Origin of the sequence: Thiohalorhabdus sp., assembly GCF_036628635.1 — a bacterium.
GTDB lineage: Bacteria > Pseudomonadota > Gammaproteobacteria > Thiohalorhabdales > Thiohalorhabdaceae > Thiohalorhabdus.
In genome coordinates this window covers 24,999-41,181 of record NZ_JAZKRM010000014.1, presented here as the reverse complement: position 1 = coordinate 41,181, position 16,183 = coordinate 24,999, and the positions used below count along the sequence as shown (strand labels likewise).

Annotated in this window: 12 protein-coding genes and 6 tRNA genes; 9 read left to right on the top strand and 9 right to left on the bottom strand. The window is 66.4% G+C overall.

Going from position 1 to position 16,183, the window contains the following annotated elements:
- Positions 1-16: 16 nt before the first annotated feature.
- Positions 17-1,516: a lysine--tRNA ligase gene (gene lysS, locus V5A19_RS06545; protein ID WP_332318323.1), complete on the bottom strand. Its 1,500-nt coding sequence runs from the start codon at positions 1,514-1,516 to the stop codon at positions 17-19.
- Positions 1,517-1,571: 55 nt separating this feature from the next.
- Positions 1,572-2,673 (bottom strand): peptide chain release factor 2 gene (gene prfB / locus V5A19_RS06540; RefSeq protein ID WP_443081422.1). Its coding sequence is split into 2 segments (ribosomal slippage): positions 1,572-2,627 and positions 2,629-2,673, totalling 1,101 coding nucleotides; the frame shifts between segments, so codons are not numbered across the junction.
- A 312-nt stretch (positions 2,674-2,985) separates the two neighbouring features.
- Here prfB and V5A19_RS06535 point away from each other — a divergent pair.
- The 7 genes from V5A19_RS06535 (at position 2,986) to mltF (ending at position 5,453) form a co-directional block, all read left to right on the top strand.
- Positions 2,986-3,059, top strand: a tRNA-Gly gene (locus tag V5A19_RS06535).
- A gap of 107 nt (positions 3,060-3,166) precedes the next feature.
- Positions 3,167-3,235: transfer RNA gene (locus V5A19_RS06530), tRNA-Ala, on the top strand.
- A gap of 148 nt (positions 3,236-3,383) precedes the next feature.
- Positions 3,384-3,468: transfer RNA gene (locus V5A19_RS06525), tRNA-Leu, on the top strand.
- A gap of 172 nt (positions 3,469-3,640) precedes the next feature.
- Positions 3,641-3,729, top strand: a tRNA-Ser gene (locus V5A19_RS06520).
- Between the two features lie 17 nt (positions 3,730-3,746).
- A tRNA-Val gene (locus V5A19_RS06515) sits at positions 3,747-3,821 on the top strand.
- 7 nt (positions 3,822-3,828) lie between these two features.
- Positions 3,829-3,905: transfer RNA gene (locus tag V5A19_RS06510), tRNA-Pro, on the top strand.
- A 177-nt stretch (positions 3,906-4,082) separates the two neighbouring features.
- Positions 4,083-5,453: a membrane-bound lytic murein transglycosylase MltF gene (gene mltF, locus V5A19_RS06505; RefSeq protein WP_332318325.1), complete on the top strand. Its 1,371-nt coding sequence runs from the start codon at positions 4,083-4,085 to the stop codon at positions 5,451-5,453.
- 201 nt (positions 5,454-5,654) lie between these two features.
- Here the strand turns inward: mltF and V5A19_RS06500 are convergent, their stop codons facing one another.
- The 3 genes from V5A19_RS06500 to V5A19_RS06490 all read right to left on the bottom strand — a co-directional run bounded on the left by V5A19_RS06500 (position 5,655) and on the right by V5A19_RS06490 (position 9,243).
- Positions 5,655-6,176 carry a gamma-glutamylcyclotransferase family protein gene (locus V5A19_RS06500; protein ID WP_332318326.1) on the bottom strand — a complete coding sequence of 174 codons (522 nt, stop codon included), beginning with the start codon at positions 6,174-6,176 and terminating at the stop codon, positions 5,655-5,657.
- Between the two features lie 277 nt (positions 6,177-6,453).
- On the bottom strand, positions 6,454-7,944 hold the full coding sequence (gene glpK, locus V5A19_RS06495; RefSeq protein WP_332318328.1) for a glycerol kinase GlpK: 1,491 nt from the start codon (positions 7,942-7,944) through the stop codon (positions 6,454-6,456).
- 3 nt (positions 7,945-7,947) lie between these two features.
- The gene (locus tag V5A19_RS06490; RefSeq protein ID WP_332318329.1) at positions 7,948-9,243 is read right to left on the bottom strand and encodes a cyclopropane-fatty-acyl-phospholipid synthase family protein; all 1,296 of its coding nucleotides are present in this window, start codon (positions 9,241-9,243) and stop codon (positions 7,948-7,950) included.
- A gap of 420 nt (positions 9,244-9,663) precedes the next feature.
- Here V5A19_RS06490 and V5A19_RS06485 point away from each other — a divergent pair, with 420 nt between their 5' ends.
- Positions 9,664-10,113 carry a hypothetical protein gene (locus tag V5A19_RS06485; RefSeq protein WP_332318330.1) on the top strand — a complete coding sequence of 150 codons (450 nt, stop codon included), beginning with the start codon at positions 9,664-9,666 and terminating at the stop codon, positions 10,111-10,113.
- Positions 10,114-10,193: 80 nt separating this feature from the next.
- Positions 10,194-10,619: a phosphate-starvation-inducible protein PsiE gene (locus V5A19_RS06480; protein WP_332318331.1), complete on the top strand. Its 426-nt coding sequence runs from the start codon at positions 10,194-10,196 to the stop codon at positions 10,617-10,619.
- On the opposite strand, the gene recJ is transcribed toward V5A19_RS06480, so the two are convergent.
- The 4 genes from recJ to V5A19_RS06460 form a co-directional block, all read right to left on the bottom strand.
- Entirely contained in the window at positions 10,616-12,361 is a 1,746-nt protein-coding gene (recJ, locus tag V5A19_RS06475) for a single-stranded-DNA-specific exonuclease RecJ (RefSeq protein WP_332318332.1), read from the bottom strand. The genes V5A19_RS06480 and recJ overlap by 4 nt on opposite strands.
- A complete protein-coding gene (locus tag V5A19_RS06470) occupies positions 12,358-13,512 on the bottom strand; it encodes a hypothetical protein (protein WP_332318333.1) in 1,155 nt (384 codons plus the stop codon). The genes recJ and V5A19_RS06470 overlap by 4 nt, the downstream gene beginning before the upstream one ends.
- A gap of 217 nt (positions 13,513-13,729) precedes the next feature.
- Complete coding sequence (gene thrC, locus V5A19_RS06465; protein WP_332318334.1) at positions 13,730-14,866, bottom strand: threonine synthase; 1,137 nt, start codon at positions 14,864-14,866, stop codon at positions 13,730-13,732.
- Positions 14,863-16,179, bottom strand: coding sequence for a homoserine dehydrogenase (locus V5A19_RS06460; protein WP_332318335.1), 1,317 nt, complete (start codon positions 16,177-16,179; stop codon positions 14,863-14,865). Before V5A19_RS06460 ends, thrC begins: the two co-directional genes overlap by 4 nt.
- Positions 16,180-16,183 lie beyond the last annotated feature (4 nt).

Here is a 16,183-nt window from a genome sequence, read left to right as displayed (position 1 = left end):
TGGGGAGGGTGTCCTCTTACTCGTTGGACTCGGCGGGCCGCATATGAGGGAACAGGATGACCTCGCGGATGGAATCGCGGTCGGTGAACACCATGGCTAGCCGATCGATGCCCACGCCGGCACCCGCCGTGGGGGGCAGGCCGTACTCCAGGGCGCGAATGTAGTCGGCGTCGAAATGCATGGCCTCCTCGTCGCCGACAGCCTTTTTCTCGGCCTGCTCCCGGAAGCGCGCCGCCTGGTCCTCGGGGTCGTTGAGCTCGGAGAAGCCGTTGCCCACCTCGCGCCCGCCCAGGAACAGCTCGAACCGGTCCACCACTTCCGGGTCGGCATCGTTGCGCCGGGCAAGGGGACTCACCTCGGTGGGGTAGTGGGTAATGAAGGTGGGCTCGATGAGGCCCCCTTCAACCGTCTGCTCGAAGATTTCCACCAACATCGACCCCCAGCCCCAGTCGTCCGGGGGTTCAACGCCCAGGCCTCGCAGATAGTAGCGCAGGGCTTCGGGGTCGCGTAGCTCTCCCTGGGACAGGCCTTCGTTGTGCGCCAGAACCGCCTCCTCCAGGCTCAGACGCCGGTAGGGTTGGCCCAGATCGAAGTGCGCGCCCTGGTGGGTCAATACCGGGGTCCCCAGAACTGCCATCGCCGCCTCCCGGGTCATGGCCTCGATCAGGTCCATGGCGTCGTGGAAGTCGGCGTAGGCCTGATAGAACTCAAGCATGGTGAACTCGGGGTTGTGCCGCGTGGACACCCCCTCGTTGCGGAAGCTGCGGTTGATCTCGAACACCCGCTCGAAACCACCCACCACGAGGCGCTTGAGGTATAGCTCGGGGGCCACCCGAAGGTAAAGATTCATGTCCAGAGCGTTGTGGTGGGTGACAAAGGGCTCCGCCGTGGCGCCTCCGGGGATGGGCTGCATCATAGGGGTTTCCACCTCTAGGAAGTCCCGCTCCATGAGGAACCGGCGGATGTCGCTGATCATGGCCGAGCGCGTACGGAAGGTCTCCCGGGTATCGGCGTTCATGATCAGGTCAACGTAGCGCTGCCGGAACCGGGTCTCCTCATCGCTAAGCCCGTGCCATTTTTCCGGCAGGGGGCGTAGCGCCTTGGTCAGAAGCCGTACCTCGTCCACCGCCACCGTCAGCTCACCGGTCTTGGTGCGGAACAGGGTGCCGCTGGCCCCGACGATGTCGCCCAGATCCCACTTCTTGAAGCCGGCGTTGTACTCGCCTTCGGCTAAGGCATCGCGGGTGACAAAGAGCTGGATCTGGCTATCGGAGCCGTCGTGCAGGTGGGCGAAGCTGGCCTTACCCATCACGCGCTTAGCCATCATGCGTCCGGCAACCCGAACCCGCTGCGGCTCCGCCTCCAGGGTCTCGGACTCGAGCTCGCCGAAACGGTCATGCACTTCCGTCGCCCAGTGGCTACGACGGAAGTCGTTGGGGAAGGCCTCGCCCTGTTCCCGCCAAGCGGCCAACTTCTGACGCCGCTGCTGGATCTGTTCGTTCTCCCCGTTGCTCAACGCTCGGGCTCCCTGATGGTTCGATAGCGGAAAGGGATCAGCGGACTAGGCCCGGTCACCCCTCTTGCTGACCGGTGGCTACTCCGGCCTCGATACCCTGCTTCAGGGCGGCTTCGATAAAGGGGTCCAGACCCCCGTCGAGGACCGACTGGGTATTGCCGATCTCCACCCCCGTGCGCAGGTCCTTAATCCGGCTCTGATCGAGGACATAGGAACGGATCTGGTTGCCCCAGCCGATCTCGTCCTTGCTAGCTGCCTCCTCCGCCTGCTTTTCGCGCTGCTTTTGTAGCTCGCGCTCATACAGGCGGGCGCGTAGCAGGCGCCAGGCCTCGGCACGATTGGAGTGCTGGGAGCGGGAGCTCTGGGACTGAACCACGATGCCCGTGGGCAGGTGCGTCAGGCGCACCGCCGAATCGGTGGTATTCACGTGCTGCCCCCCGGCCCCGCTGGCGCGATAGGTGTCGGTGCGAACCTCGTCCGGGGTTACATCCACCTCGATGGACTCGTCCACCTCCGGATAGACATACACCGAGGCGAAGGACGTATGCCGGCGCCCCCCCGAATCGAAGGGCGACTTGCGCACCAGCCGATGGATACCGGACTCCACCTTGAGGTGCCCGTAGGCGTAGTCGCCGGTAACCTTGACGGTGGCACTCTTCAGGCCGGCCTCGTCCCCCGGGCTGGCCTCCATGACCTCGGCCTGGAAGCCCTTTTGCTCGCACCAGCGCAGATACATGCGCAAAAGCATCTCGGCCCAGTCCTGGGCCTCGGTGCCACCCGCGCCGGCCTGGATCTCCATGAAAGCATTGCTGTTGTCCATCTCCCCGGAGAACATGCGTTGGAACTCCAGGGCCTGAACCCGGGACTCCATGCCCGCCAGATCCGTCCGGACCGCACCGAGGGTCTCCTTGTCGTCCTCGGCTTCAGCCAGCTCCAGGAGCCCTTCGGCCGAATCCAGCTCGCTAATCAGGCTTTCCAACGGCTCCACCTGGGCCTTCAGGCGATGGTACTCCTGACTAAGCTTCTGGGCGTGCTGCGGATCCTCCCACAGATCCGGGGCGACCAGCTCCTGCTCCAGCTCGTCGATCCGCTGTCGCAGCCGGTCGACGTCAAAGATACCTCCATAGGCCGTGAACCCGGTCGCGCAGGTCCTCGATCCAATCGCGCTGATGGCGCTGCTCTTCACTCACCGACCATCTCCTTCGTAATGTCCGGACAGCGTACTCGATGACACGGAAACGCGTGATTCTGCCACAAGCGCGCGGCAAACTCATCGGTGGCAACCCTCCTGCCACCGATCGGGAGCCTCCCGGCGCCGGCCCAGGGCAAATCCGCTCCGTCCCGCTCCCCTTCTCTGCACAGGCGTATATTAGGAGCCCGGCTCCGCCGGGCGAGTCGTTAGATGGGCGTCGGCAACCGGTCCTTTGCCAAGCCAACCGAAAACGGTATCCTAATGCCTCCGCGAGCAGGCGGGGGTAGTTCAAAGGCAGAACCTTGGCCTTCCAAGCCAATGATGCGGGTTCGATTCCCGTCCCCCGCTCCATACAGCAAACCGGTAAAAGGGGGTGGCATAGACCGGCCCTCTTTAGGTACCATCTCGGGTTATTCGCCGGGGCCCGTATAACCGGGTCCACCGATCCCCCCGAGCGGGCATAGCTCAGCGGGGGGTGGCGCCACCTTGGCAAGGTGGATGGCGCCGGTTGGAGGCCGGCCGCTCCAGTCTCCAGAGGTAGTGCGGCGGCTGCGACCCGTTTTTGAGCTGCGAAGTGGCGGCCCCGTTTCAACGAGCTAAACGGTTAGGGGCGGCGCATCAGCGGGGAACCCGGACCGGTTGGTTTAGGATGCCTCCCTCCGGCGCCGACTCCGAGGGACGGTGGCGGAATTGGTAGACGCGCTGGATTTAGGATCCAGTACCTATGCGTGTGCGGGTTCGAGTCCCGCCCGTCCCACCATCTTCCGGCGGGACCCGGCGGTATTTCCCGCGACGGCTGAGATTTTCGGGCAAGCCCACAGGCGTATTCGCCTGTTCCGGACCGGCAAACTTGGTCAGGGCCGCCGCCCCAGCCAAGTTAGGGGGGTATCCGCTAAAGCGGTCCCCCTGCCGTTCTTGATCGGCGCGACTTAGGAGGGGTGGCCGAGTGGTCGAAGGCGCCTGACTCGAAATCAGGTGACGGTTCTGCCGTCCGGGGGTTCGAATCCCTCCCCCTCCGCCAGTTTTGAAAAGCCGTTTGCCCGGGTAGCTCAGGGGGAGAGCGCCACCTTGACACGGTGGAGGTCGCTGGTTCGAAACCAGCCCCGGGCACCATTTTCGACGGGGCATAGCTCAGCCTGGTAGAGCACCGGCATGGGGTGCCGGAAGTCGCAGGTTCAAATCCTGCTGCCCCGACCAACGAGGCCTGCGGACATCCTCCGCAGGCCTTTTTTATGGGCCTTTCTACGCCCCCTCTTTTTGGATTTTCCTGGACGTTCTCCCTGGCCCCCGATAGGGATGCCTCCTCAACAACGGTATGCCCGTTACTACCTTTTCGGCTATTCTTACTGGCGAACTCCCACCCTGGAGGCCCCCTTGATTTTCCAAACCTTCTGGCTCTTAGCCGCCCTACTTGCCCTGACCGGCTGCGATACCGGCCCCTCCAACCCGGACCAGGCCGAGCCCCGCTCGCTCACCGAGATCAAGGACTCGGGCAAGCTGGTGGTTCTCACCCGCAACGCCCCCACAACCTACTACATCAACCGCGAGGGCCAGCCGGCGGGGCCCGAGTACGACCTGGTAACGGCGTTCGCTGACTCGCTCGGCGTCGATGTGGCGTTCGAGCTTCGTCCCAGCCTCACTGCCCTACTCGACAGCCTGGAGAACGGCGAAGGCGACCTGGTAGCGGCCGGCCTGACCGCCACCGATCAGCGGCTGGAAAGATTCCGCTTCGGGCCGAGCTACCAGGGCGTCACCCAGCAGGTGGTCTGCCGCCGGGACAATGTGCAGCCGGAGAGCGTCGAGGAGCTGGTCGGCCTGGACCTGCGGGTAACCGAGGGCAGCAGCTACGTCGAACGGTTGCGGGAGCTCAAGAACGACGGCCATCCCGATCTGGAATGGGAAACCGCCTCGGAGACCAGCACCGAGACCCTCCTGCGCCAGGTCTGGGAGCGCCAGATCGACTGCACGGTGGCCGATTCCACCATTACGGATATCAACCGGCGCTACTATCCCGAGCTGATCACCCCCTTCAACCTGTCGCGCGAGCAGAACCTAGCATGGGCCCTGCCCGGCCCCAGCGCGGAGCTGGAGGCGGCCATCGCCGACTGGCTGCAGAGTTATCGTACCAGCGGTAAGCTGGCAAACCACCTGGAGAAGCACTACGGCTTCTTCAAAAAATTCGACTACGTCGATACCCGCACCTTGATCCGACGCATTGATCAACGATTTCCACAGTACAGGGGCTACTTCCGGCAAGCCGCACAGAAATACGACCTGCCCTTCACCCTGCTGGCCGCTCAGGGCTATCAGGAGTCCTATTGGCAGGCCGACGCCCGCAGCCCCACCGGGGTGCGCGGCATCATGATGCTAACCCTGTCGACGGCGCGCTCACTGGGGATCGACAACCGCCTGGATGCGCGTCAGAGCATCTCCGGTGGGGCCAAATACATGGCCAAGATGAGAAAGCGCTTCACCGAAGAGGTCACCGAGCCCGACCGGACCTGGCTGGCCCTGGCCGCCTACAACGTCGGCCGTGCCCATCTGCACGACGCGCAGTCCCTGGCGCGCCAGAAAGACCTCAGCCCCCACCACTGGGGCGATCTGAAGCAGGTTTTGCCGCTGCTGGCCCAAAAGGAATACTACCGCAACCTGAAATACGGCTACGCCCGCGGCACCGAGCCTGTGCGCTATGTGCGCCGAATCCGGGAGTACCAGCACGTGCTGGAAAGGGAGCTGGGGGACTGAGCCCCCATGAGAAAGGCCCCGGCAAACGCCAGGGCCTTTCGATGGGAGGATCCAGCTTGTCTGGCTTACCGATCCCTGATTACCCCCGATGCTTCAGCCATGGTCCGGACAAGGACCCATTACTGCAGGGGCGGGCCTCAGCCATGAGGAAATGGTAGTCGAACCCGGTCGGGGCCGGTAACCCCTCCTTCAAACCCCTTGTTATCGGGAACCGGCCTTCTGGATCCGCTCCACCAGGGCCCGATTGCGCTGCCGCCGCTCGGGATCGGAATCCTCGGCCGCCTCCACTGCGGCGATCTGCGCCAGATAGGGGCTGGATGCGCCGTTGAACCGGGCCCCGTGCCAGGACAGGTCCCGGTACCAGTCGTAGGGCCGCAGATCCGGGTCGATGTAGGGGGCTTCGCCGATGTAGACGAAGGCATCGTACGGCTTGCCCTTGAAATGGATCGCCAGGGTGTCGTCGCGGTAACCTGCGCCCTCGACGGCGTCCAGTTTAGGCTTCTCATCGCCGGCCATCTCGAAGAGCGCCCCCACCGCAATGTCCGATTCCCGCCCGGTATGGACCAGATTGCCCTTGCCCGAGCCGTCGGCTCCGAGCTTGTGGAAGGCTAGGCGGTAGCCCGTTAGCTCCACTCGCCCCAGCAGGCGGGCCGAAGGCACGCGCTCCCCTAGGCGAAAGGGGTGGAGGTTGGAGCCGAAAGCCAGGTAGTGGAGCTCGGACACGGTATCTCCAGTGAAGAGTGATACGTTAAAAGTGGTCGGTATGCGCAAATGGCGCAGGCGAAAAAATCTGAATCTGGACCGCTTCCCCTAGGTCGGGGAACCCGATAAATCGGGCTCCTACGTTGGGCTGTCGTGGTGGCTGCCGTCTTCCAAACCACCTTGATGCGCCTAGCCCGGCAAAAAAGGCCCAGAGAAATCCGCCTGAGACCCTTAATCCCCGGCTTCATCCGCGTCATCTGCGGATAACGGCGTCGCCTTGACCGTATCCATTCCCGCCTCATTCACCCGACCGGCTGCGCACGACCGCGTCCCGCCAGCCGCTATACAGGCGGTCCCGTTCGGACGCATCCATGGTCGGCGCGAAAAGCCGGTCCCGCTCGCGCGCCTGGCGCATCTCCTCGGGATGAGACCAGAAGCCCTCGGCCAGGCCTGCCAGGAAGGCACTTCCCGCGGCGGTGGTCTCCACCTGCCGGGGCCGCTCGACAGCCACCCCCAGCTGATCCGCCTGGAACTGCAGGAGCCAGTCGTTATTGGCGCCGCCGCCGTCCACCCGCAGCTCGGCGATGGGGGTAGCGCTGTCCCGGTTCATGGCCTCCACCACATCCCGGGTCTGGTAGGCCATGGCCTCCAGGGCCGCCCGCGCCAGATGGGCCCGCCCGGTGCCGCGGGTCATGCCCACCAGGGTGCCGCGGGCGCCCATGTCCCAGTAAGGCGCCCCCAGCCCGGCGAAGGCGGGAACCAGATAGACCCCGTCGTTACCGGCCAGTTCCCGCGCCAGGGCCTCGGTCTCGGCGGCGCTTTCGATGATGCCCAGGCCGTCGCGCAGCCACTGCACCGACGCCCCGGTGACGAAGATGGCGCCCTCCAGGGCGTAGGCAGGGCCCCCAAAGGCATCGCAGCACAGGGTGGTGAGCAGGCCGTTTTCGCTGATGGGGTGGGCATCACCCATGTTCATGAGCACGAATGAGCCCGTGCCGTAGGTGTTCTTGGCCTCCCCCGGCTGCCAGCACTGCTGGGCGTAAAGCGCCGCCTGCTGATCCCCGGCCATACCCGCCACCGGGATGCCCGGAGCCAGGCCGTCGATGGCTGCGGTTTCGCCGAAGCGCCCGGCGCTGGTGCGAACCTCCGGCAGCATGGCCTCGGGGATGTCCAGCACCTCGAGAAGACCGGAGTCCCAGCAGCGCTGATGGATGTTGAACAGCAGGGTGCGGGAGGCGTTGGTGGGCTCGGTGGCATGGACTGCGCCGCCGGTGAAACGCCACAGCATCCAGCTATCCACGGTACCAAACAGGACCTCACCCTGCTCCGCCTTGCGGCGGGCCTCGGGGTAACGGTCGAGGATCCAGCGGATCTTGGTGCCGGAAAAGTAGGCGTCCAGCAGCAGGCCGGTCCGCTCCCGGAACAGCGGCTCCCAGCCGTCTGCCCGCAGCCGGTCGCACAGCTCGGCGGTCTGGCGGCTCTGCCAGACGATGGCAGGGTGGACCGGCTCACCGGTGGCGCGATCCCAAACCACCGTGGTCTCGCGCTGGTTGGTGATGCCGATGGCGGCCAGGTCCGCCGCCGCCAGCCCGGCGTCGGCCAGGGCCGCCGTCATGACCTCCAGGCTGGTGCCCCAGATGGCCTCGGGGTCGTGCTCCACCCAGCCCGGATTGGGGTAGGACTGGGGCAGCTCGCTGTAGCCCCGGCCCCGGACGCCGCCTTGGTGGTCGAAGACCAGCGCCGTGCTGCCGGTGGTGCCCTGGTCGATGGCCAGGACCGCCTCGGCCACGGCTCAGCCGCCCCCGCCGCCGTAGAGGTAGTCCCGGGTCAAGGGCAGGTCATTGTCCGTGGGCCGGGTGAAGACCAGCTGGAACAGCTGCAGGGTCCCGGCCCGGAAGGCCGCGATGGAGCCCGACAGGTAGAGCCGCCAGGCACGCAGGAAGGAGTCCCCGAAGCGGTCCCTGACCGCCTCCTCGCTGCGGCCGAAGCGCTCCAGCCAGTGCTGCAGGGTCCGGTCGTAGTGCAGGCGCAGATTCTCCACATCCTGGATGGAGAAGGCCATGGGCTCGAAGATCTCGGTCATCTCCGACAGGGCCGGCGGATAGGCGCCGGGGAAGATGCGGCGCTCGATCCAAGGGTTCATGGGCCCCATGGGCCGGTTGCGGCCGATGGAGTGGACCAGGGCGCGACCGTTGTCAGTGAGGGTACGGTCAATGACCTCGCCCAGGTCCCGGTAGTGGTCCGTCCCCACGTGCTCCAGCATGCCCACCGAGACGAAGGCGTCATAGGTGCCGGTGACGTTGCGATAGTCGTCCTGGACGTACTCGATCCGGTCGGAGAGGCCCTCCTGCTCCGCCCGCTCCCGGGCGTAGGCGATCTGCTCGCTGGAGAGGTTGAAGGCGCGCACGTGGCAGCCGTATTCGCGCGCGAAGTGCCGGGCCAGGGAGCCCCAGCCACAGCCTGCCTCCACCACCGTATCCCCCGGGCTCAGCTGAAGCTTGCGGGCGACGTGGTCCATCTTGGCGCGCTGCGCCTCCTCCAGGCTGGCCTCCCAATGCGGGAAGTAGGCGCAGGTATAGACCATCTCCTCGTCGAGCCAGAGGGCGTAGAAGTCGTTGCCCAGGTCGTAGTGGTGATGGACGTTGTGCTGGGACCCTTCCAGGGTGTTGTGCCGGGCCCGATGGAGGCGGGCGGTAAGCCCGGGTCGGCCTCCGCCGTAGCCGTTGCGGGCCTGGCGATAGCGGTCCACCGTAGTCAGGAAAGCAACCAGATCCCCCTCTACCTGGATGCGTCCGGCGGCGTAGTCGTCCCCGAAATGCAGATCCGGGTGGCGGAGCAACCGGTAGAAGGCGCGGCGATCGCGCACGCGGACCCGAGCGACCGGATCCGCCGGCTCCGGCTCCAAGGGCTGGCCGTCCCACAACGTCAAGGCGATGGGCGGGCTGCCCACGGTGTCCAGAAGCTTGCGGACCAGCCAGCGTTCCGGGGTTAGCACCCGCTGTCCGCCCTGCTCCGGCAAGGCCGCCCCATCCGAGCCGCGCTCGGCCCCTCCCGGCAGGCTGAGCGGATCCATGTCATTACGCTTCATGCCGTGTCCCCTTTGCCCTGCCGAACAAACTTTCAGCCTCTATTTATCCTGATCTTACCCGGTTTTGTCCAGCCCGGCGAAGCCTCGGCGGGACAGATTTGCGCCGCCCGGAATTCCCACTACCCTGAACAGCCCGAGGTGGGTCCGGACCATCCCCCCTGAACCAGGGGGTCGTAGGGGCCCGCTCCGCCGGGGGAGCCATTGGCCGATCGGGTCGCCCGAACCGACGGTTCGCCCCATAAATTGGGCTCTTACGGGCGCGCTGGAGCCGTGACTGCCGCCTTCCAAGAGACCCCGATGCGCCCTGCCCGCCGGAACGAATCCGCTCGGGGAGCACCGAGGCGGGCAGGAACCCCGGACCGCCAAGCCCGCTCAAAACAATTATGCCAGCCCCAGCTCTGCCGCCGGGAGGAGGATTCAATGCCAACGATTGTGCCGGGCGAGGTTGTCCCAAACTTTCGGCTCCCCGACCAATCCCAGAAAGAGACAACCCTCTGGCGGTTCAAGCAGCGACGGCCGGTGGTGCTGGTGCTATGGCGCGATGGCGACGAGACCCTCTTGACCGGCTTCGCCCGGCACTACCCGGCCTACCGCCGCCTCGGCGCCGAGGTCCTGGCCCTCGGAACCGCGCCACCGCCCCCGGAACTGCCCTTCCCCGCCCTGCGGGACAAGGCTGGTGCCACTGCGGCCAACCTCGCCGACCAGCGGCCGGCCATTTTGATCCTGGACAGCTACGGCGAGCTATTCACCCGCGTCCAGGGCACCGCGGCCCGGGCTCCGGACCATAATGACCTGCTGGAGTGGGTGTTCTTCACCCAGGTCCAGTGCGAGGAATGCGGCCCCCATGCCGAGAACTGGCCGCGGCGCTAGCTCGTCCTAGCCGCTGGCCAGCCTGGCCGATACACTTCCTGCCAAAAATGGGGGCACAGGCCCTAATGCAGGGTAACCGGATGAACAGGGCGCAGCGGACGGGCAAACAGCTCATGCGAGCGGTGGAGCTGGTGGTGCTCGCGGTCATCGGAGTGGCCACGGTGATTGCCATTGGCCAGGAGGTTTACGCCATGGTGGAGCTCGGCGTCGTCCGCCTGGCCGACCTCCTGATGCTTTTCCTGTATCTGGAGGTGCTGACCATGGTGGCGGCCTACGTGGAGTCCCACAAGCTGCCGGTCCGTATGCCCATCTACATCGCCATCGTCGCCCTAGCCCGCTTTCTGGTACTGGACATCAAGGAGATGGGCAACTGGGAGCTGGTTGCCGTGTCCGGTGCGGTCCTGATTCTGGCCTTGGCGGTATTGGCCATCCGCTACGGCCATGTCCGGTTTCCCTACGAAAAGAACCTGGAGGGCAATCCTCTCGAATACCCGCCGCGGAGCTAATCCACCGGGCTTCGCCGCTCCTCCACTACCAGCTGCACGCCGCGGCGGCCCCGGAACTCGTTAACCTCCAGGCGGTAGGCCAGCTCCACTGCGTCCATGGCCGCCGACTCGCCTTCGGGAGCGCCACGGAAGTGAATGGCGTCGATCTCGAAGTCCCCGCCCTCGGGAACCAGCCCCAGCTTGAGGTGGTTGGCCCCCACCACCTGGTGCCGGGCCACCCGGAACCGCCCCTGGAATACGGGATCGGGAAAGCCTGTGCCCCAGGGCCCGCCGCTGGCCAGTAGCTCGGCCTTGGCCAAGTTGATCTCGTCGGCGGCCAGCTCGCCGTCGGTCTCCAACCGTGGGGTCAAGGCCTCGGGCGCGGCCAGGTCACGCACCGCCCGGTCGAAGGCCTCCTGGAAAGCGGCCAGGTTTTCCGGCTTCAACGATAGCCCCGCCGCCATGGCGTGACCGCCGAAGCGGGTTAGCAGCCCGTCGTTGCGGGTTGCCACGGCATCCAGGACGTCACGGATATGCACCCCCGGCACCGAGCGCCCCGAGCCCTTCAAGGTGGCGCCCTCACCCTGGGCGAAGGCGATCACTGGCCGATGGAGGCGCTCCTTGATGCGAGAGGCCACCAGACCCACCACGCCCTGGTGCCAGTCCTCACGGTAGAGACAAATGCCGAAACGGTCGGCCAGATCCGGGTCCTCGGCAAGTGCCCCCACCGCGTCGTCGTGCATGTCCGCTTCCAGCGACCGACGCTGGTGGTTCAGGCCGTCCAGCTCGCTCGCCAGCCCCTTTGCCGTTTCGGTGTCCTCGGCTAGGAGGCAGCGGATGCCGAGGCTCATGTCCTCCAGCCGGCCGGCGGCGTTGAGCCGGGGACCGACGATGAAGCCCAGGTCACCGGCCTTGAGCTGACCGGGATCGCGTCCGGCTACCTCCACCAGGGCGCGAATACCTGGCCGCATGCAACCGGCCTGAATGCGGGCCAAGCCCTGGTGGACCAGGATGCGGTTGTTACGGTCCAGTGGCACCACATCGGCCACCGTGCCCACCGCCACTAGGTCCAGCAGCGCGCTCAGGTTGGGCTCGTCCAGCCCTCGGGCCGCAAACCAGCCCTCGTTGCGGAGATGCGTCCGGAGAGCGGCCATGACGTAGAACACCACACCCACCCCGGCGCTGGACTTGCCGGCAAAGGGGCAGCCGGGCTGGTTGGGATTGACGATGGCGTCGGCTGGCGGCAGCTCGGCGGGGGCCAGGTGGTGATCGGTGACCACCACGCGCAGGCCGCGCTCGTGGGCGGCAGCTACCCCCTCGCTGCTGGATATGCCGTTGTCCACGGTGACCAGCACATCCGGGACGAGTTGCTCGTAGGCTGCGGCGACGATTCCGGGTGTCAGGCCATAGCCGAAGCGGAAACGATCGGGTACCACGTAGGTAACCTCCGCGCCCATGGCGCGCAGGGTATTGACCGCCACGGCAGTGCTGGTGGCGCCGTCGCAGTCGAAATCGCCCACGATGCAGATCCGTTCGCCGCGGGCCAGTGCCCCCGCCAGAACGGCCACCGCGGCGTCCAGGCCGAGGAGGCCGTCCGGGCGCTCCAGGGCCTCGGCACGGCGTTCCAGCTGATCCGGTTGGGTGATGCCGCGGGCAGCGTAGAGCCGGGCGAGCAGGGGATCGATACCGGCATCCACCAAGCGCTGCTCGGCCTCCGGGTTGCGAGGGCGCGGTACCCATTCGCGGGCACGCTGTCCGGTCATGGTCCGTCTCCCAGCAGATCCGCCCAGCCTACGGTCCGCCCGGCGGCAAGGGATTCGTTAACAGGCTTCGGTCGGCTCCAGGGCCACACCCGGCCACCGCGACACGCCAGGGCAGGCGCCGCCGGTACCGGCTCGGCGGCCCGGGTGCCGGTGGGCGCTTCTGGCCCCAGGATGACCCAAGCAGCAGCCAGCTGCCGACTAGCAAGGGCCGCCTCCAGGGGACCAAGCCACTCCCGATCGAGGTCTTCCAGCGCGTCGACCTTGGCCCCAAGGTCCCCTCGGGCCCCGGCGACTCTGGGGGTATCCGCCACCGCGAGGATGGGGCCGTCCCCGGCGGCCTCGGCCACCATCTCCCCGAAATCCGTCACCGGCCCGCGCTCGGGCACTCCGGTCAGCCGGGCTAGGCCGGTTAGCTCCGGCGCCTCACCCCATACGGCCTGCCAGCCCGGCGAACCGGCCGCCGGTAGGGCACCGCCTCCCCAGAACCAAAGGGAGTTCACCTCCGACCTCCCTTCCCGGCGACGGTCTTCATTCACCGGATGCGCGGCCAGCACCATCTGGGCCTCGTTGATCAGCCGATGCCATTCCCCGCGCTGGGGACCTTCGGGCAATCCCCCACTGGCATCCGCCCCGATCCAGCCTTCCAAGGGCACCGTACGGATGTCCGGACGGGCCTCCAGGTGCAGTACCCATCGCCCGGGACTTACCACGGCCAGATACGCCCCCGTGCCGGCGAAAAGCTGTTCATTGAGGGTGGCCACCAGGGCCTCGGCCTCATCGCGGGTCAGAGCTAGTTCGTCCGGGTCCATGACCACCGTAGCTTCGTAGGAGACGGCCATGCGGACGGGATCGGCGTGGATAGCCATGATCCCCGCCGTTTCGCCCGTGCCGTGCCAAGTAACCGCAGCTACGGGCAGATCCTCGCCCGGCTCCGCCGTTACCCCGAAGGCAGCGAAGAGGTCGCCACCGCCATGGCCAGCGTGTCCGGAAGGCGCCACATTAAAGGGGTGCGGCCGGCCCCGGCGGGAAAGGGCACGCAAGCCTGGCAGTTCGGCGTAATCCAGAGGAGTGCGCCCGCCCAGCAGATCCTGCGGGTGATCAGCGCCTCCCCGGATCAGGAGGACCAGCTCGGGCGTAGGAGGAGATTTCAATTCCGGCCTAACACCGCAGAGGCGGGGAAGGCACAGAGGAAAACCGAAGGTCCAAATCCATTCTGGATCCTGTCTAAGCCTTCGCACGAAAAGGTAAAAGCCGGGCTCTTACCAACGCCGCCGGGATCCGACCCCGTAGGAGCCCGATTCATCGGGCGAGGTTTCGATTCCGGCACCTCGAGCCGCCAACGGCTCGCCCGGCGGAGCCGGGCTGCTACTAGAGGAATTGCTGGATAATGCCCTCCACCGACGCCTCGGTAGCGTCCACGGTGTAGGGCTGCTCGCTCTGCTGGATGGCGGTGTCCGGATCCTTGAGCCCATGCCCGGTAAGCGTGCAAACCACGGTGGATCCATCGGGGATCTCGCCGTTGATGATCTCGGTGACCACACCGGCCACGGAGGCGGCCGAGGCCGGCTCGCAGAACACCCCGTCGGTGGCGGCCAGCAGCTTCTGTGCCTCCAGAATGTCCGCGTCGCTGACGGCGTCGAACCAGCCGCCGGATTCCTCCTTCACGCGCAGGGCGCTCTCCCAGGAAGCCGGGTTGCCGATGCGGATGGCGGTGGCCACGGTATCCGGGCTCTCGACTCGGTGGCCTTCGATGATGGGCGCCGAGCCGGTGGACTGGAAGCCCAGCATCTTGGGCCGGGAATCGGTCAGCGGTGCGCCGGTGTAGGGGCACTCGCCCCCGCAGAAGGCACAGGCCTCGGTAGGGCGCTCGCCCGCCGGGCAGGCGTATTCGCTGTAGCCAAGCCAGTAGGCGGTGATATTGCCCGCATTCCCCACCGGCAAAGCGTGGAAGTCGGGGGCGCGCCCCAGATCCTTGACCACCTCGTAGGCCGCCGTTTTCTGCCCTTGAAGGCGGTAGGGATTGACCGAGTTCACCAAGGTGATGGGGTAATCCTCAGCCAGCTCGCGCACAATCTCCATGGCCTCGTCGAAGTTGCCGCGGATCTGGATCACTTTGGCGCCGTGCATCATGGCCTGGGACAGCTTGCCCAGGGCGATCTTGCCCTCGGGGATGATGACGAAGGCGGTCATGCCGGCACGCGCGGCATAGGCCGCGGCGGAGGCCGAGGTATTCCCGGTAGAGGCGCACACCACTGCCCGCGAGCCCTCCTCGAAGGCCTTGGTTACGGCCACGGTCATGCCGCGGTCCTTGAACGAGCCGGTCGGATTGAGCCCCTCGAACTTGAGGTAGATCTCGCCGGAGAAGCCAAGCCGACGGGGCAGGTTGTAGGTTCGGATCAGCGGCGTCCGACCCTCGCCCAGGCTGACGGCGTCGGCGGGGTCGTCGATGGGCAGGCGGTCCCCGTAGTGCTGGATCAGACCCGTATAGCGGGTGCTGGCAGTCACTCCTCGACCTCTTCAAGGCGGATCATCTGGCTGGGCCCGTTGATCACATCGAGCCGGTCGATGGCGTCCAGGGCGCGGCGCATGGCGCGCTCTCGGGTGGTATGGGTTAGCAGCACCACGGGCACATCCGAGGCCTCGGGGCGGGGCTCCTTCTGCCGCATGGCTTCGATGGAAATGCCCTCCTCGGCAAGGATCCGGGTGACCTGGGCGAGAACACCCGGCTGATCCTGGGCCTGCAGGCGCAGGTAGTATTCGGTCTCCACCTCCTCGATGGGCGCCCAGCGAGGCTCCTGCATACCCTCGGCGTGGAAGCCCAGGTAGGGAACCCGGTACTGCGGCGGGGCCCCCAGGGTCCGAGCCACGTCTACCAAGTCGCCAACCACCGCTGAGGCGGTGGGATCGGCGCCGGCCCCGGGGCCATAGTATAGGGTGGGCCCAACGGCGTCGCCGATCACCTGCACCGCATTGAAAACCCCCTCAACGCTGGCGAGCATAGTGTCGGTCCGCACCAGCGCCGGCTGCACCCGCAGCTCGATGCCGCCGTCAGGGCCATGCTTGGTAATGGCCAGCAGCTTGATGCGATAGCCCATCTCGTCGGCGAAGGCGATATCCTCCGCCGTGATGGGGCGAATGCCCTCGATGGTCAGGGCCTCGTAGTTGATAGGGGCACCGAAGGCCACCGCCGCGATCAGAGCGAGCTTGTGAGCGGCGTCAATGCCGTCCACATCGAAGGTAGGATCGAGCTCGGCGTAGCCCAGTTCCTGAGCCTCGGTGAGGGCGTCATCGAAGGCCATGGCCTCGGTCCGCATGCGCGACAGGATGTAGTTGGCGGTACCGTTGGCGATGGCATGCACGCTCTGGATGCGGTTGCCAGCCAGGCCTTCGCGCAGGGCTTTGATGATGGGGATGCCGCCGGCCACGGCGGCCTCGAAGGCCAGGTCCACGCCCTGCTCGCCGGCATAGCGGAACAGCTCGTTGCCGCGCTCGGCGAGCAGGGCCTTGTTGGCGGTAACCACCGGCTTGCCGCTGTTCAGGGCCTTGCGAACCAGGGGCTCGGCGTTGTCCACCCCACCCACCAGCTCTACCACGATGTCCACCTCGGGGTCGGTGCACACGGCCTCGGCGTCGGTGGTAACATCGATGCCTTCAAGCTCCACAGAACGGGGCTTGTTGGGATCGTTTACCGCCACCCGGCTGACTTTGAGGGGCCGGCCCAGGCGCCGTTGGAGGGATTCGGCGTTGCGTCGCAGCAGGCTTACCGTGCCGCCGCCCACGGTGCCCAGTCCCAGTATGCCAATGCGTACAGGGTCCACTCCC

What these genes read in the sequence shown, in the direction of transcription:
- V5A19_RS06485 (WP_332318330.1), top strand. Translation starts at nt 9,664, where the DNA reads ATGCCAACGATTGTGCCGGGCGAGGTTGTCCCAAACTTTCGGCTCCCC.
- V5A19_RS06490 (WP_332318329.1), bottom strand. Translation starts at nt 9,243, where the DNA reads ATGAAGCGTAATGACATGGATCCGCTCAGCCTGCCGGGAGGGGCCGAG.
- V5A19_RS06480 (WP_332318331.1), top strand. Translation starts at nt 10,194, where the DNA reads ATGAACAGGGCGCAGCGGACGGGCAAACAGCTCATGCGAGCGGTGGAG.
- recJ (WP_332318332.1), bottom strand. Translation starts at nt 12,361, where the DNA reads ATGACCGGACAGCGTGCCCGCGAATGGGTACCGCGCCCTCGCAACCCG.